The sequence below is a fragment of the Burkholderia ubonensis genome, from assembly GCF_001718695.1.
GTDB classification, from domain to species: domain Bacteria; phylum Pseudomonadota; class Gammaproteobacteria; order Burkholderiales; family Burkholderiaceae; genus Burkholderia; species Burkholderia ubonensis_B.
The window spans coordinates 1,502,005-1,528,994 of sequence record NZ_CP013420.1 but is presented as its reverse complement, the minus strand read 5'-3'; the positions used below and the strand labels follow the sequence as shown (position 1 = coordinate 1,528,994).

General features: G+C 66.6%; 28 protein-coding genes and 1 pseudogene. 23 read left to right on the top strand and 6 right to left on the bottom strand.

Annotation, left to right across the window (positions count from 1 at the left end; translation table 11 throughout):
- Positions 1-94 precede the first annotated feature (94 nt).
- The 9 genes from rpsA to cysM all read left to right on the top strand — a co-directional run bounded on the left by rpsA (position 95) and on the right by cysM (position 8,968).
- Entirely contained in the window at positions 95-1,807 is a 1,713-nt protein-coding gene (gene rpsA, locus WJ35_RS06905; RefSeq protein WP_010091744.1) for a 30S ribosomal protein S1, read from the top strand.
- A gap of 22 nt (positions 1,808-1,829) precedes the next feature.
- Entirely contained in the window at positions 1,830-2,153 is a 324-nt protein-coding gene (locus WJ35_RS06900; protein WP_010091745.1) for an integration host factor subunit beta, read from the top strand.
- Between the two features lie 221 nt (positions 2,154-2,374).
- Positions 2,375-2,668 (top strand): LapA family protein, encoded by a 294-nt coding sequence (locus tag WJ35_RS06895; RefSeq protein ID WP_010091746.1) that lies wholly within the window; start codon positions 2,375-2,377, stop codon positions 2,666-2,668.
- A 57-nt stretch (positions 2,669-2,725) separates the two neighbouring features.
- Complete coding sequence (gene lapB, locus WJ35_RS06890; protein ID WP_060231208.1) at positions 2,726-3,898, top strand: lipopolysaccharide assembly protein LapB; 1,173 nt, start codon at positions 2,726-2,728, stop codon at positions 3,896-3,898.
- A 94-nt stretch (positions 3,899-3,992) separates the two neighbouring features.
- Positions 3,993-5,393, top strand: coding sequence for a UDP-glucose dehydrogenase family protein (locus WJ35_RS06885; RefSeq protein ID WP_042583420.1), 1,401 nt, complete (start codon positions 3,993-3,995; stop codon positions 5,391-5,393).
- A gap of 7 nt (positions 5,394-5,400) precedes the next feature.
- Positions 5,401-6,351, top strand: a complete 951-nt coding sequence (gene rfaE1, locus WJ35_RS06880) for a D-glycero-beta-D-manno-heptose-7-phosphate kinase (RefSeq protein WP_042584544.1) — start codon at positions 5,401-5,403, stop codon at positions 6,349-6,351.
- A 67-nt stretch (positions 6,352-6,418) separates the two neighbouring features.
- Positions 6,419-7,411, top strand: coding sequence for an ADP-glyceromanno-heptose 6-epimerase (rfaD, locus tag WJ35_RS06875; RefSeq protein ID WP_010091750.1), 993 nt, complete (start codon positions 6,419-6,421; stop codon positions 7,409-7,411).
- 75 nt (positions 7,412-7,486) lie between these two features.
- Positions 7,487-7,840 carry a ComEA family DNA-binding protein gene (locus WJ35_RS06870; RefSeq protein ID WP_060231206.1) on the top strand — a complete coding sequence of 118 codons (354 nt, stop codon included), beginning with the start codon at positions 7,487-7,489 and terminating at the stop codon, positions 7,838-7,840.
- Positions 7,841-8,065: 225 nt separating this feature from the next.
- Positions 8,066-8,968, top strand: a complete 903-nt coding sequence (gene cysM, locus WJ35_RS06865) for a cysteine synthase CysM (protein WP_060231204.1) — start codon at positions 8,066-8,068, stop codon at positions 8,966-8,968.
- 67 nt (positions 8,969-9,035) lie between these two features.
- On the opposite strand, the gene mltB is transcribed toward cysM, so the two are convergent.
- A complete protein-coding gene (gene mltB / locus WJ35_RS06860) occupies positions 9,036-10,259 on the bottom strand; it encodes a lytic murein transglycosylase B (protein ID WP_060231203.1) in 1,224 nt (407 codons plus the stop codon).
- Positions 10,260-10,426: 167 nt separating this feature from the next.
- On the opposite strand from mltB, the gene WJ35_RS06855 reads away from it, so the two are divergent.
- A complete protein-coding gene (locus WJ35_RS06855) occupies positions 10,427-11,350 on the top strand; it encodes a histone deacetylase family protein (protein WP_060231250.1) in 924 nt (307 codons plus the stop codon).
- A gap of 16 nt (positions 11,351-11,366) precedes the next feature.
- Here the strand turns inward: WJ35_RS06855 and WJ35_RS06850 are convergent, their stop codons facing one another.
- Positions 11,367-12,287, bottom strand: a complete 921-nt coding sequence (locus tag WJ35_RS06850; RefSeq protein WP_060231200.1) for an alpha/beta hydrolase — start codon at positions 12,285-12,287, stop codon at positions 11,367-11,369.
- 220 nt (positions 12,288-12,507) lie between these two features.
- Between WJ35_RS06850 and WJ35_RS06845 the strand changes: the two genes are divergently transcribed.
- The 5 genes and pseudogenes from WJ35_RS06845 to WJ35_RS06825 all read left to right on the top strand — a co-directional run bounded on the left by WJ35_RS06845 (position 12,508) and on the right by WJ35_RS06825 (position 16,950).
- On the top strand, positions 12,508-13,542 hold the full coding sequence (locus tag WJ35_RS06845; protein WP_059896817.1) for a methionine ABC transporter ATP-binding protein: 1,035 nt from the start codon (positions 12,508-12,510) through the stop codon (positions 13,540-13,542).
- On the top strand, positions 13,532-14,185 hold the full coding sequence (locus tag WJ35_RS06840; RefSeq protein WP_010091758.1) for a methionine ABC transporter permease: 654 nt from the start codon (positions 13,532-13,534) through the stop codon (positions 14,183-14,185). Before WJ35_RS06845 ends, WJ35_RS06840 begins: the two co-directional genes overlap by 11 nt.
- Positions 14,186-14,222: 37 nt before the next feature.
- Positions 14,223-15,019: pseudogene (locus WJ35_RS06835) on the top strand (MetQ/NlpA family ABC transporter substrate-binding protein).
- A 229-nt stretch (positions 15,020-15,248) separates the two neighbouring features.
- Positions 15,249-15,998, top strand: a complete 750-nt coding sequence (locus WJ35_RS06830; protein ID WP_069238952.1) for an electron transfer flavoprotein subunit beta/FixA family protein — start codon at positions 15,249-15,251, stop codon at positions 15,996-15,998.
- Positions 15,999-16,014: 16 nt separating this feature from the next.
- The gene (locus WJ35_RS06825) at positions 16,015-16,950 is read left to right on the top strand and encodes an electron transfer flavoprotein subunit alpha/FixB family protein (protein WP_069238951.1); all 936 of its coding nucleotides are present in this window, start codon (positions 16,015-16,017) and stop codon (positions 16,948-16,950) included.
- A 326-nt stretch (positions 16,951-17,276) separates the two neighbouring features.
- Here WJ35_RS06825 and WJ35_RS06820 read toward each other — a convergent pair whose 3' ends face one another.
- On the bottom strand, positions 17,277-18,563 hold the full coding sequence (locus WJ35_RS06820) for a D-amino acid dehydrogenase (protein ID WP_060234573.1): 1,287 nt from the start codon (positions 18,561-18,563) through the stop codon (positions 17,277-17,279).
- Between the two features lie 144 nt (positions 18,564-18,707).
- Here WJ35_RS06820 and WJ35_RS06815 point away from each other — a divergent pair, with 144 nt between their 5' ends.
- Together WJ35_RS06815 and WJ35_RS06810 are read left to right on the top strand one after the other, a co-directional pair.
- On the top strand, positions 18,708-19,196 hold the full coding sequence (locus tag WJ35_RS06815) for an Lrp/AsnC ligand binding domain-containing protein (protein WP_017333107.1): 489 nt from the start codon (positions 18,708-18,710) through the stop codon (positions 19,194-19,196).
- Between the two features lie 105 nt (positions 19,197-19,301).
- Entirely contained in the window at positions 19,302-20,501 is a 1,200-nt protein-coding gene (locus WJ35_RS06810) for a PA0069 family radical SAM protein (RefSeq protein WP_060234572.1), read from the top strand.
- A gap of 72 nt (positions 20,502-20,573) precedes the next feature.
- On the opposite strand, the gene WJ35_RS06805 is transcribed toward WJ35_RS06810, so the two are convergent.
- Both WJ35_RS06805 and WJ35_RS06800 read right to left on the bottom strand, forming a co-directional pair.
- Positions 20,574-21,044, bottom strand: coding sequence for an NINE protein (locus WJ35_RS06805; protein ID WP_010091767.1), 471 nt, complete (start codon positions 21,042-21,044; stop codon positions 20,574-20,576).
- 124 nt (positions 21,045-21,168) lie between these two features.
- On the bottom strand, positions 21,169-22,305 hold the full coding sequence (locus tag WJ35_RS06800; RefSeq protein WP_060234571.1) for a PQQ-dependent sugar dehydrogenase: 1,137 nt from the start codon (positions 22,303-22,305) through the stop codon (positions 21,169-21,171).
- Positions 22,306-22,458: 153 nt separating this feature from the next.
- Here WJ35_RS06800 and rpsP point away from each other — a divergent pair, with 153 nt between their 5' ends.
- From rpsP to WJ35_RS06770, 6 genes are all read left to right on the top strand, one after another.
- Positions 22,459-22,713 carry a 30S ribosomal protein S16 gene (gene rpsP, locus WJ35_RS06795; RefSeq protein ID WP_010091769.1) on the top strand — a complete coding sequence of 85 codons (255 nt, stop codon included), beginning with the start codon at positions 22,459-22,461 and terminating at the stop codon, positions 22,711-22,713.
- A 42-nt stretch (positions 22,714-22,755) separates the two neighbouring features.
- Positions 22,756-23,433 carry a ribosome maturation factor RimM gene (gene rimM, locus WJ35_RS06790; protein WP_060234570.1) on the top strand — a complete coding sequence of 226 codons (678 nt, stop codon included), beginning with the start codon at positions 22,756-22,758 and terminating at the stop codon, positions 23,431-23,433.
- Positions 23,434-24,228: a tRNA (guanosine(37)-N1)-methyltransferase TrmD gene (gene trmD / locus WJ35_RS06785; protein ID WP_010091771.1), complete on the top strand. Its 795-nt coding sequence runs from the start codon at positions 23,434-23,436 to the stop codon at positions 24,226-24,228. It abuts the gene before it with no gap.
- A 134-nt stretch (positions 24,229-24,362) separates the two neighbouring features.
- Entirely contained in the window at positions 24,363-24,752 is a 390-nt protein-coding gene (gene rplS / locus WJ35_RS06780) for a 50S ribosomal protein L19 (protein ID WP_010091772.1), read from the top strand.
- Between the two features lie 89 nt (positions 24,753-24,841).
- A complete protein-coding gene (locus tag WJ35_RS06775) occupies positions 24,842-25,528 on the top strand; it encodes a CoA pyrophosphatase (RefSeq protein ID WP_069238950.1) in 687 nt (228 codons plus the stop codon).
- 119 nt (positions 25,529-25,647) lie between these two features.
- Positions 25,648-26,586, top strand: coding sequence for a CobD/CbiB family protein (locus tag WJ35_RS06770; protein WP_010091774.1), 939 nt, complete (start codon positions 25,648-25,650; stop codon positions 26,584-26,586).
- 58 nt (positions 26,587-26,644) lie between these two features.
- Here WJ35_RS06770 and WJ35_RS06765 read toward each other — a convergent pair whose 3' ends face one another.
- Positions 26,645-26,962: a putative signal transducing protein gene (locus tag WJ35_RS06765; RefSeq protein ID WP_060234582.1), complete on the bottom strand. Its 318-nt coding sequence runs from the start codon at positions 26,960-26,962 to the stop codon at positions 26,645-26,647.
- Positions 26,963-26,990 lie beyond the last annotated feature (28 nt).

The window sequence follows — 26,990 nt, the reverse complement described above, 5'->3', positions numbered from 1 at the left end:
TTGAACCCTTAACCCCGTGTGGCTTTCGCTCTGGCCCTCGTAGCCGACCATTCCGGCCGGCGCGGCCCTACGATCCACGCACAATCCGATTTTTATGTCCGACCTGCAAACCTCCAACCCGAATACCGAATCCTTTGCGGCTCTGTTCGAAGAGTCGCTGACCCGCCAAGACATGCGCGCCGGCGAAGTGATCTCCGCCGAAGTCGTGCGCGTCGACCACAACTTCGTGGTCGTCAATGCAGGCCTGAAGTCCGAGGCTTACATTCCGATCGAGGAATTCCTGAACGATCAGGGCGAGGTTGAGGTGCAGGCGGGCGATTTCGTGTCCGTCGCGATCGACGCGCTCGAAAACGGCTACGGCGACACGATCCTGTCGCGCGACAAGGCGAAGCGCCTTGCATCGTGGCTGTCGCTGGAAAAGGCACTCGACAACAACGAACTCGTCACCGGCACGATCACCGGCAAGGTGAAGGGCGGCATGACCGTGATGGTCAACGGCATCCGCGCGTTCCTGCCGGGTTCGCTGGTCGACACCCGTCCGGTCAAGGACACGACCCCGTACGAAGGCAAGACGCTCGAATTCCGCGTCATCAAGCTCGACCGCAAGCGCAACAACGTCGTGCTGTCGCGCCGCGCAGTGATCGAAGCGACCCAGGGCGAAGAGCGCGCGAAGCTGCTCGAGACGCTGAAGGAAGGCGCGATCGTCAACGGCGTGGTCAAGAACATCACCGACTACGGCGCGTTCGTGGACCTCGGCGGCATCGACGGCCTGCTGCACATCACCGACATCGCATGGCGCCGCGTGCGTCACCCGAGCGAAGTCCTGTCGGTTGGCCAGGAAGTCACCGCGAAGATCCTCAAGTTCGACCAGGAGAAGAACCGCGTCTCGCTGGGCATCAAGCAGCTGGGCGACGATCCGTGGGAAGGCATCTCGCGCCGCTACCCGTCGGGCACCCGCCTGTTCGGCAAGGTCACGAACATCACCGACTACGGCGCATTCGTCGAAGTGGAATCGGGCATCGAAGGCCTGGTCCACGTGTCGGAAATGGACTGGACGAACAAGAACGTCGCTCCGTCGAAGGTTGTCCAGCTGGGCGACGAAGTCGAAGTCATGGTCCTCGAGATCGACGAAGACCGTCGTCGTATCAGCCTCGGCATGAAGCAGTGCAAGCCGAATCCGTGGGATGACTTCAGCCGCAACTTCAAGAAGGGCGACAAGATCACGGGCGCGATCAAGTCGATCACCGACTTCGGCGTGTTCATCGGTCTGCCGGGCGGCATCGACGGCCTGGTCCACCTGTCGGACCTGTCGTGGAGCGAAGCTGGCGAAGAAGCGGTTCGCAAGTACAAGAAGGGCGACGAAGTCGAGGCAATCGTGCTCGGCATCGACGTCGAGAAGGAGCGCATTTCGCTCGGCATCAAGCAGCTCGAAGGCGACCCGTTCAGCAACTACGTTGCAATGAACGACAAGGGCTCGATCGTTGACGGCGTGGTGAAGTCGGTCGACGCGAAGGGCGCGGTCATCACGCTGACGGGCGACATCGAAGGCTACCTGCGTGCGTCGGAAATCTCGCAGGATCGCGTCGAAGATGCACGCAACGTGCTGAAGGAAGGCGACAAGGTCAACGCGATGGTGATCAACATCGATCGCAAGTCGCGCGGCATCAACCTGTCGATCAAGGCGAAGGATTCGGCCGAGCAGCAGGAAGCGATCCGCGGCCTGCAAGCCGACACCAGCTCTGCCGCGACGGGCACGACCAACCTCGGCGCGCTGCTGAAGGCCAAGCTCGACGGCCAGAACCAGTAAGCCTTACGAGGTCTGCTGAAGTATGACCAAATCCGAGTTGGTCGCGCAGCTGGCATCGCGATTTCCGCAACTTGTCCTCAAGGATGCGGATTTCGCGGTGAAAACGATGCTCGATGCGATGTCCGATGCTCTGTCCAAAGGGCATCGCATCGAAATTCGGGGTTTCGGCAGCTTCGGTCTCAACCGTCGCCCGGCCCGCGTCGGTCGCAACCCGAAGTCGGGGGAAAAAGTGCAGGTGCCCGAGAAGTTCGTGCCGCACTTCAAGCCCGGCAAGGAATTGCGCGAACGCGTCGACGGCCGTGCAGGTGAGCCGCTGAAGGCCGACGAGCCGGACGACGATCGCTGAACGTCGCCCGGCCCGCCCGGAACCCATCCGGCAAAGGCTGAAGAAGAGCGCCCCTTGCGGGCGCTTTTTTTATTTTTGCGGCACGTGTCCGATGCGCGCGGGTTCGTGCATGCATCGGATGCGCTGACGCAGAAACGCATCCTTTACAATACGGGTCGATTCGGCGCGGCGAAGGGGAGTCGCGCGCGCCGCGGCGAAATCTCAATCATCGAGAGGGCTTCATGAAATTTATCGTCTGGCTGATCCGGGTATTGGTGTTCGTGCTGTTGCTGGTGCTCGCGCTGGCCAATACGCAAACCGCGACGCTGAATTTCCTCGCCGGCTACGCATGGCAAGCTCCGCTGATCCTGATCGGCCTCGCGTTCTTCGGCGTCGGGCTGATTGCCGGCCTGCTGTCCGCGGTGCCCGCGATCTTCCGCATGCGCGTCGAGAACGGGCGCCTGAAGCGCGATCTGCGCGCGGCGCGCGAAACTCCGGCCGTCATCGACCAACCGCCGATGCCGCCGGTCATTTAACGACCTTTCAAGCCGCGCGAAGGCTGCGCGGTTTTCGTTTCCGCTTCGATATTTCGCATGGATCTGGATTTCTGGTGGTTGCTCGCGATTCCGGTCGCATTCGCACTCGGCTGGGCGGCGTCACGCTATGACCTGAAGAGTCTCCTGTCGGAGAGCGCGAACCTGCCGCGCTCGTATTTCCGCGGCCTGAATTTTCTGCTGAACGAACAACCCGACAAGGCGATCGACGCGTTCATCGAGGTCGCGAAGCTCGACCCCGAAACGGTCGAGCTGCACTTCGCGCTCGGCAACCTGTTCCGCCGTCGCGGCGAAACGGATCGCGCGATTCGCGTGCACCAGAACCTGCTGAGCCGCACCGACCTGCCCGTCAACGAACGCGACCACGCGCTGTACGAGCTCGGCCAGGACTTCCTGAAGGCCGGCCTGCTCGATCGCGCGGAAGAAACCTTCCACATGCTGGTCGAAGGCGACCGTGCACTCGGCGCGCAGCGTGCGCTCCTGACGATCTACGAGATCGAGAAGGACTGGAACAAGTCGATCGAAACCGCGAAGCGCATCGAGTCGATGGGCGCGGGTTCTCTCGGCACCGAGATCGCGCAGTTCCACTGCGAGCTCGCGCAGGAGGCGCTGCAACGCAAGAACGCGGCGGCTGCCACGGAGCAGCTGCGGCTCGCGCTGGCCGCGAATCCGCAGAACGTCCGCGCGACGATCCTGTCCGGCGACGCCGCGGCGGCGGCCGGCGACCATGCGGCCGCGATCGACCACTGGAAACGCGTCGAGTCGCAGAACCCGGCCTACCTGCCGCTCGTCGCGGACAAGCTGATGAAGGCTTATGTCGCGCTCGACCGGGCCGGCGAGGGCGCCGAGCTGCTGATGGACTATGTCGACCGCTACCCGTCGAACGACCTGCTCGACACGGCGTACCAGCACATCGCCGGACTGCGCGGCCAGGATGCCGCGCACCTGCTCGCGCGCACGCAGATGGAAAAGTCGCCGAACCTGTCGGGCATGCTGCACCTGCTCGACGCGCAGATCGCGACGGCCGACGAAGCGCGCCGTAAGGAACTTGAAATGATGCGTGCGCTGATCAAGCAGCGCACCAAGAATCTGCCACGGTATACGTGCCAGAATTGCGGTTTCCGGGCGCGGCTCTTCTACTGGCAATGCCCCGGATGCAGCGGCTGGGAAACCTATGCGCCGCGTCGCGTCGAACCCGCCGTGCCGAACTGATCGAGGCCGGCTGGGCGAAACGCGATGCGGACGCCGCCGGGCGCGGCCCGGCGGCCAAGTTAGTCAATCACCGGGAACCATCACCGGAACATCTATGAAAATCACCATCATCGGCACCGGTTACGTCGGTCTCGTCACGGGTTCCTGCCTGGCTGAGATCGGCCACGACGTCTTCTGCCTCGACGTCGATCCGCGCAAGATCGACATCCTGAACAACGGCGGCATGCCGATTCACGAACCCGGCCTGCTGGACATCATCGCCCGCAACCGCGCGGCCGGGCGCCTGCGCTTCTCGACCGACGTCGAGGCGAGCGTCGCGCACGGCGAGATCCAGTTCATCGCGGTCGGCACGCCGCCCGACGAGGACGGCTCGGCCGACCTGCAATACGTGCTCGAAGCGGCGCGCAACATCGGTCGCCACATGACCGGCTTCAAGGTGATCGTCGACAAGTCGACCGTGCCGGTCGGCACCGCGCAGCGCGTGCGCGGCGTGGTCGACGAGGCGCTGGCCGCACGCGGCCTGGCGGGCAGCGTCGCGCACCGGTTCTCGGTCGTGTCGAATCCCGAATTCCTGAAGGAAGGCGCGGCGGTCGAGGACTTCATGCGTCCGGATCGGATCATCATCGGCGTCGACGGCGACGAGACGGGCGAGATCGCGCGCGAGAAGATGAAGAAGCTCTACGCGCCGTTCAACCGCAACCACGAGCGCACGATCTATATGGACGTGCGTTCGGCGGAATTCGCGAAGTACGCGGCGAACGCGATGCTCGCGACGCGCATCTCGTTCATGAACGAGATGTCGAACCTGGCCGACAAGGTCGGCGCCGACATCGAGGCCGTGCGCCGCGGGATCGGCTCCGATCCGCGCATCGGCTATCACTTCCTGTATGCGGGCGTCGGCTACGGCGGCTCGTGCTTCCCGAAGGACGTGCAGGCGCTGATCCGCACCGCGAGCGAAAACGGCCAGCCGCTGCGCATTCTCGAGGCAGTCGAGGAGGCGAACCACGCGCAGAAGGCCGTGCTGCTCGGCAAGATCGAGCACCGCTTCGGCGCGGATCTGACCGGCCGCGAGTTCGCGGTCTGGGGCCTCGCGTTCAAGCCGAACACCGACGACATGCGCGAGGCGCCGAGCCGCCGCCTGATCGCCGAGCTGCTCGAGCGCGGCGCGACGGTGCGCGCATACGATCCGGTCGCGATCGACGAGGCGCGCCGCGTGTTCGCGCTGGATCTCGGCGCGGGTTCGGACGCGCTGTCGCGCCTGCACTTCGTCGACACGCAGGACGTGGCGGTGACGGGCGCGGACGCGCTCGTGATCGTGACCGAATGGAAGGAATTCAGGAGCCCCGACTTCAACCGGCTCAAGGCGGAGCTGAAGGCGCCGGTGATTTTCGACGGCCGCAACCTGTACGAGCCGGAAGCGATGGCCGAGCTCGGCATCGATTACTACGCGATCGGACGCCCCCATGTCGACCCCCAGGCTGGCTCCCGTGGATGATCCGACGATGAGCGCCCCGCGCGAAGCGGCCCCGGTGCCGCGCGAACAACTGGCGGGCTCGCGCGTGCTGGTCGTCGGCGACGTGATGCTCGATCGCTACTGGTTCGGCAACGTCGACCGCATTTCGCCCGAGGCGCCGGTGCCGGTCGTGCACGTGCAGCGCCAGGAAGAGCGGCTCGGCGGCGCGGCGAACGTCGCGCGCAACGCGGTGACGCTCGGCGGCCAGGCGGGGCTCCTGTGCGTGGTCGGCTGCGACGAGCCGGGCGAGCGGATCGTCGAGCTGCTCGGCACGAGCGGCGTGACGCCGCATCTCGAGCGCGACCCGTCGTTGCCGACGACGATCAAGCTGCGCGTGCTCGCACGCCAGCAGCAGCTGCTGCGCGTCGATTTCGAGGCGACGCCGACCCACGAGGTGCTGCTGGCGGGTCTCGCGCGTTTCGACGCGCTGCTGCCGCAGCACGACGTGATCCTGATGTCGGATTACGCGAAGGGCGGCCTCACGCACGTGACGACGATGATCGCGAAGGCGCGCGCGGCCGGCAAGCCCGTGCTCGTCGATCCGAAAGGCGACGACTGGGAGCGGTATCGCGGCGCATCGCTGATCACGCCGAACCGTGCCGAGCTGCGCGAGGTCGTCGGGCAATGGAAGTCGGAAGACGACCTGCGCGACCGGGTCGCGAAGCTGCGTGCGTCGCTGGGCATCGACGCGCTCCTGCTCACGCGTTCGGAGGAGGGCATGACGCTGTTCTCCGACGCAGGCGAGCTGCACGCGCCGGCGCTGGCGCGCGAAGTGTTCGACGTGTCCGGCGCGGGCGATACGGTGATCGCGACGGTCGCGACGATGCTCGGCGCGGGCGTGCCGCTCGTCGACGCGGTCGTGCTGGCAAATCGCGCGGCGGGGATCGTGGTCGGCAAGCTGGGTACGGCCACGGTCGACTACGACGAACTGTTTCATTGAGCGCGGGCGGCGCGGTGCGACGAACGCGCGGCGTGCGGCCTCATTTCTCTTTTCAGGCAGGACGATCATGACCCTCATCGTCACCGGCGCAGCCGGTTTCATCGGCGCGAACCTCGTCAAGGCGCTCAACGAGCGCGGCGAGACGCGCATCATCGCGGTCGACAATCTGACGCGCGCCGACAAGTTCCGGAATCTCGTCGATTGCGAGATCGACGACTATCTCGACAAGACCGAATTCGTCGAGCGCTTCGCGCGCGGCGACTTCGGCAAGGTGCGCGCGGTGTTCCACGAAGGCGCGTGTTCCGACACGATGGAACACGACGGCCGCTACATGATGGACAACAACTTCCGCTACAGCCGCGCGGTGCTCGACGCGTGCCTCGCACAGGGCGCGCAGTTCCTGTACGCGTCGTCGGCGGCGACCTACGGCGGCTCGACGCGCTTCGTCGAGGAGCGCGAGGTCGAGGCGCCGCTCAACGTCTACGGCTATTCGAAGTTCCTGTTCGACCAGGTGGTCCGCCGCGTGCTGCCGAGCGCGAAGAGCCAGATCGCCGGCTTCCGCTACTTCAACGTGTACGGCCCGCGCGAGACGCACAAGGGCCGCATGGCGTCGGTCGCGTTCCACAACTTCAACCAGTTCCGCGCGGAAGGCAAGGTCAAGCTGTTCGGCGAATACAACGGCTACGCGCCGGGCGAGCAGACGCGCGACTTCGTGTCGGTCGAGGACGTCGCGAAGGTCAACCTGTTCTTCTTCGATCATCCGGAGAAGTCGGGCATCTTCAACCTCGGCACGGGCCGCGCGCAGCCGTTCAACGACGTCGCGACGTCGGTGGTCAACACGCTGCGTGCGCTCGACAACCTGCCGCCGCTGACGCTCGCGCAGCAGGTCGAGCAGGGCCTGATCGAATACGTGCCGTTCCCGGACGCGCTGCGCGGCAAGTACCAGTGCTACACGCAGGCGGACCAGACGAAGCTGCGCGCGGCCGGCTACGATGCGCCGTTCCTGACGGTGCAGGAAGGCGTCGACCGCTACGTACGTTGGCTGTCCGGCCAGGTTTAAGCCGGCGCGTCGAATCCTTAGACTGGGTCTCACGGTCGGCGGCCGCCGGCCGTTTTTACCTTGGAGATCCGGAACATGATCAAGCAATGGTTCGCTGCGGCGGCCCTGCTCGGCGCGATCGCGTCGGCGTGGGCGGCTGTCGACGTCAATACCGCGGGCGAGGATGTGCTCATCGGCATCAAGGGCATCGGGCCCGCGAGAGCCAAGGCGATCCTCGACGAACGCAGCGCGCACGGTCCGTTCAAGAACGCCGACGACCTCGCGGCGCGCGTGAAGGGCATGGGCGGTCACACGGTCGAGCGGCTGCAGCGCGAAGGGCTGACGGTCGGCGCGGCCGGCGCAGGCGCCGCACCTGCGGCCGCCAAGCCTGCGGCCGCGCCGGCGACGACGCCGGCCAAACCGGCCGCGGCGCGCACCGCCCAGAAATAGCGCACCCGCGGCCGGGTTCGCGACGAGCTACGTGAAGCGGCTCCTTCAGGCCGTCATTGCGACGGCTTCCCGCGGCATGCCGCGGGTTTTTTGCGTGGACGTTCCGCCTGCGCGCCCATGCCGTCCCGGTGCCGGTATCCATCGCTGCAATGGGGGTAGGCGGCGCGCGCTTCTGCGCTGGTTTAAAATCCACCGATTGATCGGCCTCGCATTCACGATACCTCCATGGCTTACAAAACTATCGAAGACACGATCGGCAACACGCCGCTGGTGCAACTGGTCCGCCTGCCGGACGACGAGATTCGCGCGCGCAACAACGTGATTCTCGCGAAGCTGGAAGGCAACAACCCGGCGGGGTCCGTGAAGGACCGCCCGGCGCTGTCGATGATCCGCAAGGCCGAGGCGCGCAACCGCATCAAGCCGGGCGATACGCTGATCGAGGCGACGAGCGGCAACACGGGCATCGCGCTCGCGATGGCCGCGGCGATCCGCGGCTACAAGATGGTGCTGATCATGCCGGAGGACCTGTCGGTCGAACGCCGCCAGAGCATGGCGGCCTATGGCGCGGAAATCATCCTCACGCCGGTCAAGGGCGGGATGGAGCTGGCGCGCGATCTCGCGGAGCAGATGCAGCGCGAAGGCAAGGGCGTGATCCTCGACCAGTTCGCGAACATCGACAACCCGCTCGCGCACTATGAAGCGACGGGCCCGGAAATCTGGCGCGACACCGAAGGCCGCATCACGCACTTCGTGTCGGCGATGGGCACGACCGGCACGATCATGGGCGTGTCGCAGTATCTGAAGGAGCAGAACCCGAAGATCGAGATCGTCGGCGCGCAACCGGAAGAGGGCTCGCGCATCCCGGGCATCCGCAAGTGGCCGGAAGCCTATCTGCCGAAGATTTTCGATCGCAGCCGCGTCGACCGCGTCGAGAGCGTGGGCCAGGCGGCGTCCGAAGCGATGGCGCGCAAGCTTGCGGCCGTCGAAGGCATCTTCGCCGGCATTTCGTCGGGCGGCGCGTGCGAGGTCGCGATGCGCATCGCGCGCCAGGTCGAGAACGCGACGATCGTGTTCATCATCTGCGACCGCGGCGACCGCTATCTGTCGACGGGCGTATTTCCCGCGTAAGCGAGACCCGACGCATCAAACGAAGAAGCCCCGCGATTGCGGGGCTTCTTGCTGATGGCCGGAGCGCTTACTGCGCGGCCTGCGGCGGGTTCGCGGCGGCGGGCCTGAGCGCGCCGGTCGCTTCCATCTGCGCCTTCACGCTCTCGCCGAGTTGGTAGACCGCGAGCGCATAGAAGAAGCTGCGGTTGTAGCGCGTCAGCACGTAGAAATTCTTGAGGCCGAGCAGGTATTCGGTCGCGCGTCCCGGCGACGGCAGATCAACCACGGTGACCGGCGTGTCCGCCTCGGCGGCGATGTCGATCGACGGCTCGTTGAGCGTCAGGCCCGCGCGCAACAACTGCGACAGCGTCCAGTGCGGTTCCGGCTGCCCGTCCGCGGCGGCCTGCGCGATGCCCTGGCTGCCGATGTCGGGCGCGATCTGCCAGACCACCGGGCGATTGTTTTCCCAGCCGTGCTGCTTCAGGTAGTTCGCGACGCTGCCGATCGCGTCGGCCGGGCTGTTGCGCAGGTCGACGTGGCCGTTGCCTTCGTAGTCGACCGCGTATTCGCGGATGCTGCTCGGCAGGAACTGCGGGATGCCGATCGCGCCCGTGTACGAGCCGAGCACGGTCGTCGGGTCGAGCTGGCTGTCGCGCGTCCAGACGAGGAAGTCCTCGAGGTTCTTGCGGAACGTCGCCTGGCGGCTGTCGCGATTCGGCGTGTCCGGATAATCGAAGGTGAGTGTCGTCAGCGCGTCGAGCACGCGGAAGTTGCCCATGTAGCGGCCGTAGATCGTCTCGACGCCGATGATGCCGACGATCACCTCCGGCGGCACGCCGAATTCCTCGGATGCGCGCTGCAGCGTCGCCATGTTCGCTTTCCAGAACTTCACGCCCGCGTTGATGCGGATCGGCTCGATGAAGCGCGAGCGATACACGCGCCAGTTCTTCACCGTCGGCGACGGCGCGGGCTTCACGAGCTTGACCGCGGTCGCCGAGTAGCTCACGCGCCCGAACAGCGCGCGCAGGCTGGCCGGATCGAAGTCGTGGCGGCTCGCGATCTCGTCGATGAATGCATCGACCTGCGCGTTGTTCGCATAACGCTGCGGGACGATCTCTTCCTCGAAGGTCTGGCCTTGCGGCGTCGGCTGTTGCGGCTGGGCCTGCGCGACACGCGTGCCGGCGGACGCCGCCGGTTGCGTTTGCGCGCCGGCCGGCGCGGCGGACAGCGCGGCGGCGAGGGCGATGGCAACGAGTGGGAGGCGAACGCGGTACGGCGCGGAGAAGGGTGCGGCAGGCTTCTTGTAATTCATGACGAACCGGGGCGGACAAGGCAGTGTGTTCGGCGCAGTATACCCGACGCATCCGCCGCGCCGGGGTGAACCGGCGCCCCGTTGTGGTAAGTTAGCGGCGAATTCGCGACAGACGATGGACCTCATTGATGGAGACCTGCGGCGCGCATGCGCCGCGGACGACGCTTATGGCAACCGCCTTCTTTACGCACCCCGACTGCATGCTGCACGAGATGGGGGAATGGCATCCGGAGTGTCCGGCACGCCTGTCGGCGATCCAGGACCAGCTGATCGCGAGCCGCATCGACGACCTGATCGCGCACGAGACCGCGCCGTTCGCGAGCGAAGTGGCGCTCGCGCGCGTGCACACGCAGGCGCATATCGACTACATCCGCGGCATGGCGCCGGCCGACGGCTATGCCGAGATCGATCCCGACACGCTGATGAATCGCAATACGTGGCGCGCGGCGCTGCGCGCGGCCGGCGCCGCGATCGCGGCGACCGACGCGGTGATCGAGGGGCGCTACGGCAATGCGTTCTGCAGCGTGCGACCGCCCGGCCATCACGCGGAGCCGGCGCGCGCGATGGGCTTCTGCTTTTTCAACAACGTCGCGATCGCGGCGCGGCATGCGCTCGACGTGCACGGCCTCGAGCGCGTCGCGATCGTCGACTTCGACGTGCATCACGGCAACGGCACCGAAGCCGCGTTCGCGAACGACGCGCGCGTGCTGATGTGCAGCTTCTTCCAGCACCCGCTGTATCCGTTCTCGGGCACCGAGCATCAGGCGCCGAACATGGTCAACCTGCCGATGCCGGCGCGCAGCAACGGGATGGCGATCCGCGAGGCGGTCGACATGTTCTGGCTGCCGCGCCTCGATGCGTTCAAGCCGCAGATGCTGTTCGTGTCCGCGGGCTTCGACGCGCATCGCGAGGACGACATCGGCGGCCTCGGTCTCGTCGAGGCGGACTTCGAATGGCTGACCGCGCAGATCGTCGAGATCGCGCGCCGTCACGCGCAGGGCCGCATCGTCAGCTGCCTCGAGGGCGGCTACAACCTGTCCGCGCTCGGGCGCAGCGTCGTCGCGCACCTGCGCGTGCTGGCCGGCATCTGACGCCGCGGGCGTCCGGTCAGCGCAGCGGCGCGCGCGCGTGCAGCCACGCGATCAGCGCGTCGATCACCCGGTCGCGCTCGAGGTCGTTCATCGTTTCGTGAAAGCCCCCTTCGTAGAGGGTGAGCGTGCGGTCGGGCGAGCCGACGCGCGCGCCGAATGCGCGGCTGCCGTCCGGCTCGGCCAGCTTGTCCTCGGTGCCGTGGTAGACGAGCACCGGCACGCGCAGCGCGCCACGGCCCTGTTCGATGCGCGCCATCGCGTCGAGGATTTCCGCGCCGGTGCGTGCGGGCACCGCGCCGTGATGCACGAGCGGATCGGCGCGATTGGCCGCGACGACGGCCGGATCGCGCGACAGCAGCGCCGCATCGATGCGGATCGCAGGGAAGGTCGGCCACACGCGGCTGATGAAGCGGCTCACCGCAAGCATCCAGCGCGGCACGTCGCGGCCCGGCGCGAGCGCCGGGCTCGACAGCACGAGGCCCGCGAACGCGCGCCCGCGCGCCGCCGCGCGCTCGATCGCATACAGCGCCGCGACGGCGCCGCCCATGCTGTGCCCCATCAGGAACAGCGGCGCGCCGCTTCGCGCGGCTTCGTCGACGAGCGCGTCGGCATCGTTCAGGTAGCCGTCGAACCGTTCGACCCACGCGCGCTTGCCGGGCGACTGGCCATGCCCGCGCAGGTCGACCGCCAGCACGTCGATGCCGGCCGCGTTCAGGCGCGCCGCGAGCGCGTCGTAGCGCCCCGCATGCTCGGCGAGGCCGTGCACGAGCGCGACCGTCGCGCGCGGCGCAGCGGCGCCGTCGCCGGCCGGCCAGCGGTACGACGCCAGCTCCAGCCCGTCGACGGTGCGCAGCCGCCCCATCCGCAGCGCGCGCGTGGCGGGCGACCCGGATGACGCAGCGGCGGGTGCGGAGGCCGGGGTGGTGGTGGCGGTCATCTGGCGTGTCTCCTTCGATCGTTTGTCGTCGCGCTCCCGATCATAGGCGCCGCGCCGCCGCCGCGCGCCAGCGCTTTCCTCTAATTTCGTCTGGTTATGAAAAGATCGGAATCGATTATTAAGGGGAATGAGGGGTTTGCGGTAAAATCGCCGGTTATTCCGGATCCATCGGCGGCCGACTGGGCGGGCCTGCTCCCCAGCCGTCCGCCGTTTTGTTTACATGATCGAATTACGCAATCTGTCGCAGCGCTTCCCCGGCCCGAACGGCTGGGTCGAGGCGCTGCACAACGTCAACCTGACGATTCCCAAGGGCGAGGTGTTCGGCATCATCGGCCGCAGCGGCGCGGGCAAGAGCACGCTCGTGCGCACCATCAACCTGCTGACCCGGCCGACCGAAGGCAACGTCGTCGTCGGCGGGCGGGACCTCACGCTGCTGCCCACGCGCGACCTGCGCGAGGCGCGGCGCGAGATCGGCATGATCTTCCAGCACTTCAACCTGCTGTCGTCGCGCACGGTGTTCGACAACGTCGCGCTGCCGCTCGAGCTGGCCGGCGCGAGCCGCGCCGACATCGAGGCTGCGGTGCTGCCGCTGCTCGACCTCGTCGGGCTGTCCGCGCAGAAGGACCGCTACCCGGCGCAGATCAGCGGTGGCCAGAAGCAGCGCGTCGGCATTGCACGCGCGCTTGCGAGCCAGCCGAAAGTGCTGCTGTCCGACGAGGCGACGTCGGCGCTGGACCCCGAGACGACGCGTTCGATCCTCGACCTGCTGAAGCGCATCAATCGCGAGCTGGGTCTGACCATCGTGCTGATCACGCACCAGATGGAAGTGATCAAGCAGGTGTGCGATCGCGTCGCGGTGCTCGACGCCGGGCGCGTGGTCGAGGAAGGCCGGGTCATCGACGTGTTCCTGCAGCCGCGCCACGAAGTGACGCGCGCGCTGATCGGCGACGTGATCGCGCAGGAGCTGCCGCCCGCGCTGAAGGCGCGCGTCGCCGAGCGCCTCAAGACGGGCAGCGGCCATCTGCTGCGCCTCGCGTTCACGGGGTCGGGCGTCGACCAGCCGATCCTGTCGGAGACGATCCGCCGCTACGAGCTCGATTTCAACATCCTGCACGGCCAGATCGACGAGATCCAGGGCCAGGCGTTCGGTTCGCTCGCGGTGCTCGCGGGCGGCGAGCCGGGCAAGGTCGGACAGGCGCTCGCGTTCCTGCGCGAGCAAGGCGTGGTGGTGGAGGAGCTTTCGTATGTTGAGTGAAATGTTCGACATGTTCGTGCAGTCGTTCTGGGAGACGCTGATCATGGTCGGCATCTCGGGCGTGGTCGGCGCGCTCGTCGGGCTGCCGCTCGGCGTGCTGCTGTACCTGACCGATCGTCAGGGCGTGCTGCAGAACCTCTCGGTGAACCGCGTGCTCGGCGGCTTCGTGAACGCGGTGCGCTCGACGCCGTTCATCATCCTGCTGGTCGCGGTGATCCCGTTCACGCGGCTCGTCACGGGCTCGTCGATCGGCACCGCGGCGGCGGTCGTGCCGCTGACGCTCGCGGCCGCGCCTTTCATCGCGCGCCTCGTCGAGACCGCGCTGCGCGAGGTGGACCGCGGGCTGATCGAGGCCGCGCAGTCGATGGGCGCGACGACGTCGCAGATCGTGTTCAAGGTGCTGCTGCCGGAATCGCTGCCGGGCATCGTCGCGGGGCTGACGATCACGTTCGTGTCGCTGGTCGGCTATTCGGCGATGGCGGGCGCGATCGGCGGCGGCGGGCTCGGCGATCTCGGGATCCGCTACGGCTACCAGCGCTACCTGCCGGAAGTGATGTGGACGGTGGTCGCGATCCTGATCGTGTTCGTGCAGATCGTGCAGTCGTTCGGCGACTGGCTCGTGCGACGGCTCAGCCACAAGTAAAAAGAAAGCGACATCCGACGTGTTTGGGGGAATGACGATGCAACGACGGTTCATGCTGAAGTTCGCGGCGGCGCTCGGCGCGGCCGCGCTGTTCGCGGGTGCGCAGGCTCGCGCCGAGACCATCAAGGTCGGCGTGACGGGCGGCCCGCACGCGCAGGTGATGGAGGTGGTGAAGAAGGTCGCGGCGAAGGGGGCGGCCTCGACATCCGGATCATCGAATTCTCCGACTATGTGCAGCCGAACGCGGCGCTTGCCGCCGGCGACCTCGACGCGAACAGCTACCAGCACGCGCCGTACCTCGACGCGCAGGTGAAGGATCGCGGCTACAAGCTGATCAAGGTCGCGGAGACGGTGACGTTCCCGATGGGCATCTACTCGAAGCGCGTGAAAACGCTCGCCGAGCTGAAGCCCGGCGCGCGCGTCGCGATCCCGAACGACCCGACCAACGGCGGCCGCGCGCTGCTGTTGCTGCAGAAGCAGGGCCTGCTGAAGCTGCGCGCGGATGCGGGGCTGAAGGCGACGCCGCTCGACATCGTCGACAATCCGAAGAAGCTGAAGATCGTCGAACTGGATGCCGCGCAGATTCCGCGTTCGCTCGGCGACGTCGACGCAGCCGCGATCAACACGAACTTCGCAATGGAAGCGGGGTTGAAACCGCAACAGGACGCGATCGCGATCGAAGGGCCGAACGGTCCGTACGCGAACATCATCGCGATTCGCGACGCGGATCGGAGCAAGCCATGGGTCGCGAAGCTCGTCGCGGCCTATCATTCGCCCGAGGTGAAGCAGTTCATCGAGGGCAAATTCGGCGGCGCGGTGATCGCCGCCTGGTAACGCGTGGCGGACGGGACGCCCGGCGGTGATTAGAGGCCGTGATCGAAAACCCGGGCTTTGCGTCCGGGTTTTTTCTCTTTTAAAATAGAACGACCGTTCGCTATTGTCGGCCCACCGCGGAGGAGCAGTATCCTCGATAGCCACGATGGAAGGATCCGCTTGGCCGCGCAGTCACGAGGCCTCGCTATAAAATGGTCTCTGGTCGTATTCGTAACTTTGGAGCGTGTGCATGAAAATCCTGGTGCCAGTGAAAAGAGTGGTCGATTACAACGTGAAGGTCCGCGTGAAGTCGGACAACACGGGCGTCGACATTGCGAACGTGAAGATGTCGATGAACCCGTTCGACGAAATCGCCGTTGAAGAGGCGGTGCGCCTGAAGGAAGCGGGCGTGGCGACGGAAATCGTCGCGGTGTCGGTCGGCGTTGCGCAGGCGCAGGAAACGCTGCGCACGGCGCTGGCGATCGGCGCGGACCGCGCGATCCTCGTCGAGTCGAACGACAGCGTCGAGCCGCTCGCCGTCGCGAAGATCCTGAAGGCGCTGGTCGACAAGGAGCAGCCGCAACTGGTGATCCTCGGCAAGCAGGCGATCGACGACGATTCGAACCAGACCGGCCAGATGCTCGCTGCGCTCGCGGGCCTGCCGCAGGCGACGTTCGCGTCGAAGGTGACGATCGCCGACGGCCGTGCGACGGTCGCGCGCGAAGTCGACGGCGGCGCGGAAACGCTGTCGCTGACGCTGCCGGCGGTGGTCACGACCGACCTGCGCCTGAACGAGCCTCGCTACGTGACGCTGCCGAACATCATGAAGGCGAAGAAGAAGCCGCTGGAAACGGTCAAGCCGGAAGACCTCGGCGTGGACGTGACGCCGCGTCTGAAGACGCTGAAGGTGGCCGAGCCGCCGAAGCGCGCGGCCGGCGTGAAGGTGCCGGACGTGAAGACGCTGGTCGAGAAGCTGAAGACCGAAGCCAAGGTGCTGTAAGAGGGAGCGCAAGGAAATGACGATTCTGGTGATTGCAGAACACGACAACGCGTCGATCAAGGCCGCGACGCTGAACACGGTGGCGGCGGCGCAGAAGATCGGCGGCGACATTCACGTGCTGGTCGCGGGCCACAACGCGCAGGGCGCGGCGGACGCAGCAGCGAAGATCGCGGGTGTGTCGAAGGTGCTGCTGGCCGACGCGCCGCAGCTGGCCGAAGGCCTCGCGGAAAACGTCGAGGCGACGGCGCTGAACATCGCGAAGGATTACTCGCACATCCTCGCGCCGGCGACCGCCTACGGCAAGAACATCGCGCCGCGCATCGCCGCGAAGCTGGACGTCGCGCAGATCTCGGACATCACGGCGGTCGATTCGGCCGACACGTTCGAGCGCCCGATCTACGCGGGCAACGCGATCGCGACGGTGCAGTCGAGCGACCCGATCAAGGTGATCACGGTGCGTGCGACGGGCTTCGATCCGGTTGCGGCGGAAGGCGGCAGCGCGGCGGTCGAGAAGATCGACGCGGCAGCGGACGCCGGCAAGTCGCAATTCGTCAGCCGTGAAGTGACGAAGCTGGACCGTCCGGAGCTGACGTCGGCCAGCATCATCGTGTCGGGCGGCCGCGGCCTGGGCAGCGGCGAGAACTACACGAAGGTGCTGGAGCCGCTGGCCGACAAGCTGCAAGCGGCACTCGGCGCATCGCGCGCCGCAGTGGATGCCGGCTACGTGCCGAACGACTACCAGGTCGGCCAGACCGGCAAGATCGTCGCGCCGCAGCTGTACATCGCGGTCGGCATCTCGGGCGCGATCCAGCATCTGGCGGGCATGAAGGATTCGAAGGTGATCGTCGCGATCAACAAGGATCCGGAAGCGCCGATCTTCAGCGTCGCAGACTACGGTCTCGTCGGCGATCTGTTCACGCTCGTGCCGGAGCTCGTGAGCGCGCTGGGCTGATGCTGCGCGCCGCTGCGGCGGTGTGCATGTTCGAAGAGGGGGCGCGATGAGCGCCCCTTTTTTGTTGTGGTGTCGCTCGAGACGAGCGGCTGTCGTTGGCCGGGCATGGTCGCGATCGTACGGTGCCGTGTGGAACGGATCGTCGCGCACGCGCGATTGGCGGCGGCGACGCGCTCGACGGGCGACGAGCGCATGCGCCGGTTGGCTGTAGCCTCGTGGCGGGTCGCCGCTCGCACCGCCATTTTCGCTCGCCGAAACGAGAAAGGCGCCCGAGGGCGCCTTTCTTGCCGATGCAGCGGACCCGTATCGCCACGGGCCGTTCCGGCTTACGCGTAAGCGGGTCGCGGCTGGCCTGCCACGTCCTTCAGGTAACGGTGCACCGACAGGTCGTCCGCCTGGATCGCAGGCTTCTTGCCGGAAATCAGGTCGGCGAGCAGTTGGCCGGAGCCGCACGACATCGTCCAGCCGAGCGTGCCGTGACCGGTGTTCAGGAACAGGTTCGACACCGGCGTGCGACCGACGATCGGCGTGCCGTCCGGCGTCATCGGGCGCAGGCCGGTCCAGAACGTCGCCTTCGACGTATCGCCGCCGCCCGGGAACAGGTCGTTCACGCACATTTCGAGCGTTTCGCGGCGCGCGTCGCGCAGGTGCTTGTCGAAGCCGACGATTTCCGCCATCCCGCCGACGCGGATGCGCTGGTCGAAACGCGTGATTGCGATCTTGTACGTCTCGTCGAGCACCGTCGACACCGGCGCTGCCGCTTCGTCGACGATCGGCGCGGTGATCGAATAGCCCTTGAGCGGATACACCGGAATCTTCATCAGGTTCGCGATGAAGCGGGTCGAGTGCGAGCCGAGCGCGACGACATAAGCGTCAGCGCGCACCATCTCGCCGCCGCACTGCACGCCGGCGATCTTGCCGCCGGCGACCGCGAGCGCGTCGATCGGCGTGTTGTAGCGGAACTTGACGCCGAGCCCTTCGGCGAGCGCGGCGAGGCGCGTCGTGAACAGCTGGCAGTCGCCGGTTTCGTCGCCCGGCAGGCGCAGGCCGCCCGTCAGCTTGTGCGACACCGCGGCAAGCGCCGGCTCGGCGTTCTTCAGCTCGGCCGGCGACAGCAGTTCGAACGGCACGTTGGCGTCCTGCAGCACCGCGATGTCCTTCGCCGCGCCGTCGAGCTGCTGCTGCGTGCGGAACAGTTGCAGCGTGCCGCCCGTGCGGCCTTCGTACTCGATGCCCGTGTCGGCGCGCAGCGCCTGGATGCAATCGCGGCTGTATTCGGCGAGACGAACCATGCGGCCCTTGTTCACTGCGTAGCGCTCGGCCGTGCAGTTGCGCAGCATCTGCCACATCCATTGCAGCTGGAAGCGGGTGCCGTCGAGGCGGATCGCGAGCGGCGCGTGCTTCTCGAACATCCACTTGACCGCCTTCAGCGGCACGCCGGGCGCGGCCCACGGCGCCGCGTAGCCGGGCGAGATCTGGCCCGCGTTCGCGAAGCTCGTGTCGAGCGCCGGGCCGGCCTCCCGGTCGATCACCGTGACTTCATGACCGGCGCGCGCGAGGTAATACGCGCTTGCCACGCCCACTACACCGCTGCCGAGAACGACGACTCGCATAGCTGCTCCAGATGGAAGGACCAGTTCGAGGCCGGATGCACCCGCGGCTCCGTGTAACCTCTAGCTGATCTAGTTTTTTGCGCTATGGTATTGTCGAATGTGCAGTTTTTGTTATCGTATTTTTCGGCTTTTCAGCATAAACAAATGAGAACGCAACGCCAACCGGTGCGCACGCTCGACAAGCTCGACCGGCGCATCCTCAAACTGCTCCAGAACGACGGCCGGATGGCGATGAAGGATCTCGCCGAGCAGGTCGGACTGACCGTCACGCCGTGCATCGAGCGCGTGCGGCGCATGGAGCGCGACGGCGTGATCACCGGCTATCATGCGCGGGTCGATCCGGCCCAGCTCGGCGCGGCGCTGCTCGTGTTCGTCGAGATCACGCTCGGTCACAAGGGCGGCAACATGTTCGAGCAGTTCCGCCGGGAGGTGATGAAGATCGACGAGGTGCTCGAGTGCCATCTCGTGTCCGGTGATTTCGACTACCTGATCAAGGCGCGGATCGGCGAGATGGCCGACTACCGCAAGCTGCTCGGCGACATCCTGCTGCAGCTGCCGGGCGCGGTGCAGTCGAAGAGCTATGTCGTGATGGAGGAAATCAAGGAGACGCTGACGATTTCGGTCGACGAATAGATTGCCTGTCTCGCCTCCCTCGTTTCGCCCTTGTCTCGCTCTTGGCACGCTGCACTCAATACTGTATAAATATACAGTATTGAGTGCAGGTGACTGGGTGAGGCGATGGACGATCGATCCGATAATGAATTTCCGGTTGCGCCGCCCATGCCTCGCAAGGGGCGCGGGGCGGTCGACAACCTGCAGGGGCGGTACGAGATGGCGCTTCGCGAGGCGGTCGACGACGGCTGGACGCATGAGGCGGACGACGCCGATTTGCCGGCCCCGCTGCGCACGCAGGTATTCGAGGAGCGGGCGCGCAGCATCCTCACACGCAACCAGTCGCCCGACATTCCGTTCAGCGTGTCGCTCAATCCGTATCGCGGCTGCGAGCATGGCTGCATCTATTGCTTCGCGCGGCCGACTCACAGCTATCTCGGCCTGTCGCCGGGGCTCGATTTCGAGAGCCGCATCTATGCGAAGGTCAACGCGGCCGAACTGCTCGAGCGCGAGATTTCCAGAAAGCGCTACGTGCCGGAGCCGATCGCGCTCGGCGTCAATACCGATGCATACCAGCCGGTCGAGCGGGACCTGCGCATCACGCGCAGCGTGATTCAGGTCATGCACGATCACGGGCTGCCGTTCGCCGCGATCACCAAATCGTCGCTGATCGAGCGCGATCTCGACCTGCTGGCGCCGATGGCGGCGCGCGGGCAGGTGATGGCGGCGGTCACGATCACGACGCTCGACGCGGAACTTGCGCGCACGCTCGAGCCGCGCGCTGCGACGCCGGCCCGCCGGTTGCGCACGATCCGCGCGCTGCGCGACGCGGGGGTGCCGGTCGGCGTGAGCATCGCGCCGGTGATTCCGTTCGTTACCGAGCCGGACCTGGAGCGGGTGCTCGAAGCGTGCGCGGAAGCGGGCGCGACGCACGCGAGCTACATCATCCTGCGGCTGCCCTGGGAAGTTGCGCCGCTGTTCAGGAACTGGCTGACCGCACATTTCCCGGATCGTGCGGAGCGCGTGATGAACCGCGTGCGCGACATGCGCGGCGGCAAGGACTACGACTCGGATTTCGGCAAGCGGATGAAGGGCGAAGGGATCTGGGCGGATCTGCTGAAGCAGCGCTTTCGTCAGGCGGTCAAGCGGCTTGGGCTGAACGAACGTGCGAACGGCATTCTCGATCTGTCGCAGTTTGGAGGGGGCGGCCATCCGCGGGGCGGCCATCCGCGGGGCGGCCTTCCGGGGCCGGAGGTGGGAAGGGCGGCCGCCCCTCGATCATCAAACGCCCGTTCGCGCGATGACACGCAGTTGAGTCTCTTCTAGTTCCCGGCGCGCCGTCGAATAGGGCGCGACGCCGCCGGCGCAGCGGGCACCCGGCGCGTCGCTCCCGTGTATTTATTGCGAGATCTGCTTGGCCGCTTCGACCTGCGACTCGAAATACGTCTGGAACGAGAGCGCGAGCGCCGTCATCAGCAGGAACGCGCCGATCAGCAGCGAGAAGATCACGACGAAGATCACCGTCCAGCCTGAGCGGCTGTGCCTGCCGGTGTCCGCATTGAATTGCGCATCCCATTTTTCATCCGGACGCAAGCCGTAGACGAGGGCCGCGAGGAAGGCCGCCAGCAGCGAAATCGCGCCGGGCAGCGCCAGCCACCAGCCGAGGCCGGCGGTGCGCTGGGTCGCAGCGAGCAGCAGGAAGCCGGGAATGCCGACGATCGTCGCGAGCAGATGCGCCCAGCCATAGACGTCCCGAAAGCCGTACAGATAGAAGCGATGCGCGCCGATCGAGCCGAACAGGAACGCGAGGGCGGCGGTAAGCGTCTTGGAGCGGAAGCGGCGGATCGGGGCGGTGCTGCTGCTGGACATGGATGGGCGGGCGTAATGTCGTTGGAATGGGGCGTTGGAATGGACCGCCGCAGACGCGGCGCGGGCGTGCAGCCCGGCACGCATTCTACGATGCGGTGGTGGAGGCGGTCACCCCTGCTCTGCGTCAAGGTGCCGCATAGGTGATGCGGTAGATCGCACCCGCGTAGTCGTCGCTGACGAGCAGCGAGCCGTCGGGCAGCGCCAGCACGTCGGCCGGGCGGCCCCATACGGTGCCGTCGGGCCGCAGCCAGCCGGTCACGAACGGCGTTTGCTGCGCGTGGCTGCCGTCGGCGGACGCCACGACGCGCATCACGCGATAACCGACCTTGGTGCGGCGGTTCCACGAGCCGTGTTCGGCGATGAAGATGTTGTTGCGGTACGCGGCCGGAAACATCGAACCGGTGTAGAAGCGCATGCCGAGCGAGGCGACATGCGCGCCGAGCTTCAGCACGGGGCCCGTGTAGCGGCGGCACGCGTCATGGCTGCCGTACTCGGGGTCGGGCGTGTCGCCGCCGTGGCAATAGGGGAAGCCGAAGTCGAGGCCCGCGTGCGGCGCGCGGTTGAGCTTGTCGTCCGGCACGTCGTCGCCCATCCAGTCGCGGCCGTTGTCGGTGAACCACAGCTCGCCCGTGTCCGGATGCCACGCGAATCCGACCGTATTGCGCACGCCGCGCGCGACTACCTCCCGGTGACTGCCGTCCGGATTCATGCGCGCGATGACCGCGAACCGGTTGCGGTCGGCGAGGCATACGTTGCATGGTGCGCCGGTCGGCACGTACAGCCTGCCGTCCGGCCCGAACGCGATGAATTTCCAGCCGTGATGGTGCTCGGCCGGCAGCGCATCGGTGACGACCACATGCTTCGGCGGCGCGGCAAGCTGGTCGTCGATGCGGTCGAGGCGCACAATGCGCGATACGGCCGACACGTACAATGCGCCGTCCCGGTAGGCGACGCCGACCGGCATGTCGAGCCCGGACGCGATCACGTAATGCGCGCTGATCTGGCCCTCCCTCATCACGAGCGCGTGCACGCGGCCTTCGCGGGTGCCGACATACAGGATGCCGCGCGGCGACCAAGCCATTTCCCGTGCAGTCGGCACGGCATCAGTGAGCAGCGACACGTGGAAACCGGGCGGCACGACGAGTTCGCTCACCGGCAGGCCGGCGGCGAACGTCGTTGCGGAGGCGAGACAGGCGACGCCGGCAACGAGCGCCGCGACGCGGCGCTGCGCGCGGCGCGCCACGGCGCGAAGCGGCGGCATGGCGGCGGCGGACGGTCCTGGACAGGCCGATTGTATGCCCGGCGGTCGGGCGTTCGCGGATTTTTTGCGCGTAAGTGTTTGTTGTGCCTCTGGTTTCCAGCTATAATCGCACGTTTCAGTAGTTTCGAACCCGGTTTTCCCGAAGGATTTCATATGGTTATCATCCGTCTGGCTCGCGGCGGCTCGAAGAAGCGCCCGTTCTACAACATCGTCGCTACCGATTCGCGCAACCGTCGTGACGGCCGCTTCATCGAGCGCGTCGGCTTCTACAACCCGGTCGCTACGAAGGGCGAATCGCTGCGTATCGCTCAGGATCGCCTGACGTACTGGCAAGGCGTTGGCGCGCAACTGTCGCCGACCGTCGAGCGTCTCGTGAAGCAAGCGCAGAAGGCGCAGCCGGCTGCCTAACATGGCGCGGTGTGCCGGTCGTGCCGGCTGCGAGGTGCATTGATGGCGGGTCACGATTCCGGTAACGCGAAGCGCGGGCGAGCGTCGTTCGGCGCATTCGTCCGCAAGCCGGTCGAGCGCGGTACTGCCGCGAACGCCGGCACGGCTGCCGAGCAGGGCAGCCTCGAAGCGGTGCAAGCCTGGCCCGATGACGCCGTCGAGGTCGGAGCGGTGGTCGATGCCTACGGCCTGAAGGGCTGGGTCAAGGTGATGACCCACGCCGACGCCGGTCGCGGCGGCGACGCGCTGCTCAACGCGCGCCGCTGGTGGCTGGAAAAAGGTGCGGAGCGGCATGCCGTCCGCATCACGCAGGCGAAGACGCACGGCGACACGGTCGTCGCGCATCTCGCCGGTCTGGGCGATCGCGATGCCGCGCTGGCTTTGCGCGGCTTTCGCGTGTCCGTGCGCCGGGAAGATTTTCCGGCGCTGGACGCAGACGAGTTCTACTGGGTCGACCTGATCGGTCTCGACGTCGTCAACGAGCAATCGGTGGCGCTCGGGAAAGTGATCGGGATGATCGACAACGGCGCGCATTCGATCATGCGCATCGAATATCCGGCGACCGGGAAAGACGGCCAGCCGGCGCCTGCCGAGCGGCTGATCCCGTTCGTTGGCGTGTACGTCAAAACGGTCGATCAGGCGGCGCGTCGCATCGTCGTCGACTGGGAAGCCGATTACTAAATGAACCAGGTCACGGAGAGCGCGGTGCAGTTCGATGTCGTCACGCTCTTTCCCGAAATGTTCCGTGCGCTGACCGACTGGGGCATTACCAGCCGGGCCGTGAAGCAGGGCAGTTTCGGGTTGCGTACCTGGAACCCGCGTGACTTCACGACGAACAACTACCGCACGGTCGACGATCGGCCGTACGGCGGCGGTCCGGGCATGGTGATGCTGGCGAAGCCGCTCGAGGCTGCGATCGGCGCCGCGAAGGCGGCGCAGGCGGAGCAGGGCGTCGCGAGCCCGCGCGTGGTGATGATGTCGCCGCAGGGCGCGCCGCTCACGCATGAACGCGTCGTGCGGATGGCGCAGGAGCCGGGCGTCATCGTGCTGTGCGGCCGCTACGAAGCGATCGACCAGCGCCTGCTCGACCGCTGCGTCGACGAGGAAATCAGCCTCGGCGATTTCGTGCTGTCGGGCGGCGAGCTGCCGGCGATGGCGATGATGGATGCGGTCGTGCGCCTGCTGCCCGGCGTGCTGAACGATGCGCAGTCGGCCGTGCAGGACAGCTTCGTCGGCGGCCTGCTCGATTGCCCGCATTACACGCGGCCCGAGGAATACGAGGGCGTGCGGGTGCCGGACGTGCTGCTCGGCGGCCATCATGCCGAGATCGAGCGCTGGCGGCGCCAGGAAGCATTGAGGAATACGTGGCTGAAGCGTCCGGACCTGATCGACCGGGCGCGTCGCGACAAGTTGCTGAGCCGTGCCGACGAGGCGTGGCTCGCGAATCTCGCACGCGAAGCGAAGAACGCCTCCTGAGGCGGCTCTGGCGGGCGGGAATTGGCGGTGCCGTGCATGCGTGCGCGGCGCCTGATGTGAATCCATCCTCTATCGGGGCCGGGCCTGGAAACGGGCGGGCGCAAACGCCGACAAGATGGTTTTAGGAGTCAGTGATGAATCTGATTGCAAAGCTTGAGCAGGAAGAAATCGAGCGCGCGCTCGCAGGCAAGACGATCCCCGAATTCGCCCCGGGCGACACGGTGATCGTGAACGTGAACGTGGTTGAAGGTAACCGCAAGCGCGTTCAGGCTTACGAAGGCGTCGTGATCGCGAAGCGCAACCGTGGCCTCAACTCGGCGTTCATCGTCCGCAAGATCTCGTCGGGCGAAGGCGTTGAGCGTACGTTCCAGACCTACTCGCCGCTGCTGGCGAGCATCGTCGTGAAGCGTCGCGGCGACGTGCGTCGCGCGAAGCTGTACTACCTGCGCGAGCGTTCGGGCAAGTCGGCTCGAATCAAGGAAAAGCTGGTGTCGAAGGATCGCACCGCAGCTGTCCAGGCGTAAGAGCTGTAAGGAAAAAGCACCCACCCGGGTGCTTTTTTCATTCTGGCGCGACAATATGCTCGATACGACACGCGAACCCGAGAGTCCCATTGAATCGCCGCCTCATCATCGATCCCGAAGTGCTGCCGGTCGAAGGCACCGGCACCGGCTTGCCGTCCATCGATTCACGGTTGCTGACGCCGTCCGGCCTGCGCGAACGATTCGCGCGTACGCTCGAATGGAGCGTCGAGCCGGGCGAGGCGCGGCTGCAGGAAGGCGTCGATCCGCGCAGCGCGGCCGTGCTCGTGCCGCTCGTCGTCCGTGAAGCCGGCCTGACCGTGCTGCTCACGCAGCGTGCCGATCACCTGAACGATCATGCCGGACAGGTCAGCTTTCCCGGCGGCCGGCGCGAGCCGTTCGACCGTGACGCGACCGCGACGGCGTTGCGCGAGGCGAAGGAGGAGATCGGGCTCGCCGGCGAGCAGGTCGAGATCCTCGGCGCGCTGCCGGACTACCTGACGGGCACCGGCTTTTGCGTGACGCCGGTCGTCGGCCTCGTGCATCCACCCTTCACGGTGCAGGCGGATACGTTCGAAGTCGCGGAGATCTTCGAGGTGCCGCTCGCGTTCCTGATGAATCCGGCGAACCATCAGATCCGCACATTCCGTTGGGACGGCGGAGAGCGTCGTTTTTTTGCGATGCCTTATCCGCGCGGCGACGGGGGCGGGGATTACTTCATCTGGGGCGCAACTGCCGGCATGTTGCGCAATCTGTACCGCTTCTTGGCTGCGCACTGAGCGCGGGCGTCGTTCCGCGCGCGCGGCCGGCTGCTGGCCGCAGGCGTCGGCAGCCATGCCCGGCTTACGCTGTGCTATCGTTATGCAAAAAATGACATAACCCGAAGACGGCGCTACGCATGACTTTCTTTTCGGTTCTTCTCGCCCTCATCATCGAACAGGTCCGCGCGTTGTCGCCGAGCAATCCGGTGTTCGCCCTGTTTCAGTTTCATGCGGAAACCGTCGCGCATGGCCTCGACGCGGGCAAGCAGAAGCACGGCATCCTTGCCTGGCTCGCGGTCGTGCTGCCGTGGGTGCTGGTCGTCGCGCTGATCTATTTTCTGCTGTACAAGGTGAGCTTCGTGCTCGCGTTCCTGTGGAACGTCGCCGTCGTGTATTTCACGCTCGGCTTCCGCCAGTTCAGCCATTACTTCACCGATATTCATCTCGCGCTCAACAACGACGACGTGCCGCGCGCGCGCGAAATCCTGCACGAGTGGACGGGCATCGACACGGTCGACATGCCGGTCGGCGAGATCGTCCGCCATACGCTGATCCATGCGGTCGTCGCGTCGCATCGCCACGTGTTCGGCGTGTTCTTCTGGTACGTGCTGCCGGTCGGCCCGGCAGGCGCGGTGCTGTATCGCATTTCCGAATACCTGGCGCGCAGCTGGTCGACGCCGGCCGACGACCGCACCGCCGCCTTCTCGACGTTCGCACAACGTGCGTTCTTCGTGATCGACTGGGTGCCTTCGCGGCTGACTGCGCTGGGCTTCGCGATCGTCGGCAACTTCGAGGATGCGATCTACGCGTGGCGCAACCACACGCGCCAGTGGCCCGACCCGAACGACGGCGTGCTGCTGGCGGCGGGCAGCGGGGCGCTCGGCGCGCGGCTGGCCGGGCCGCTCGCCGAGCCGTCGAGCCTCGACGCGCTGGCGGTCGGTGACAGCGGCCCGTTGACGGTGGGCGACGATTGCACGCCGCGCACGCTGCAGTCGGCGGTCGGCCTCGTGTGGCGCGCGGTGATTCTGTGGATGATCCTGCTGCTGATGCTGACGATCGCGGTCTGGGTGTCCTGACGCAGGGCCCGGAACGGAGCGCAAAAGGCCGGCTCGACGCCGGCCTTTTTGCTGTGCGTCAGCCGTCGCGCGGCTCGCGCATGGCGCCGCAACGCCAGCAGGCGGTGAATTGCGCTTCGAGCGACTCGCCGCACTGCGGGCAACGCCAGGGCGTCGCGCCGGCGGCCGGCCCGCGCGATGCGGCGTCGAGCAGGCGCCGCGCAAGCGCTTCGTCGCGTTCGTCGTCGAGCCAGACTTCGGGCGCGCACGCATCGGCCGGCAGGCCGCCGAGCGCGCCCGTCGCATAGCGGTTGTGCAGCTCGCAGCCGACGCCGGCCCCCTCGAGGACGTTGGCCCAATGCTGCGCGGTCGCAAGATCCGGCGCCTTGAAACGCATCATCGCTCCTGTGGGTGATGGCCGGGCA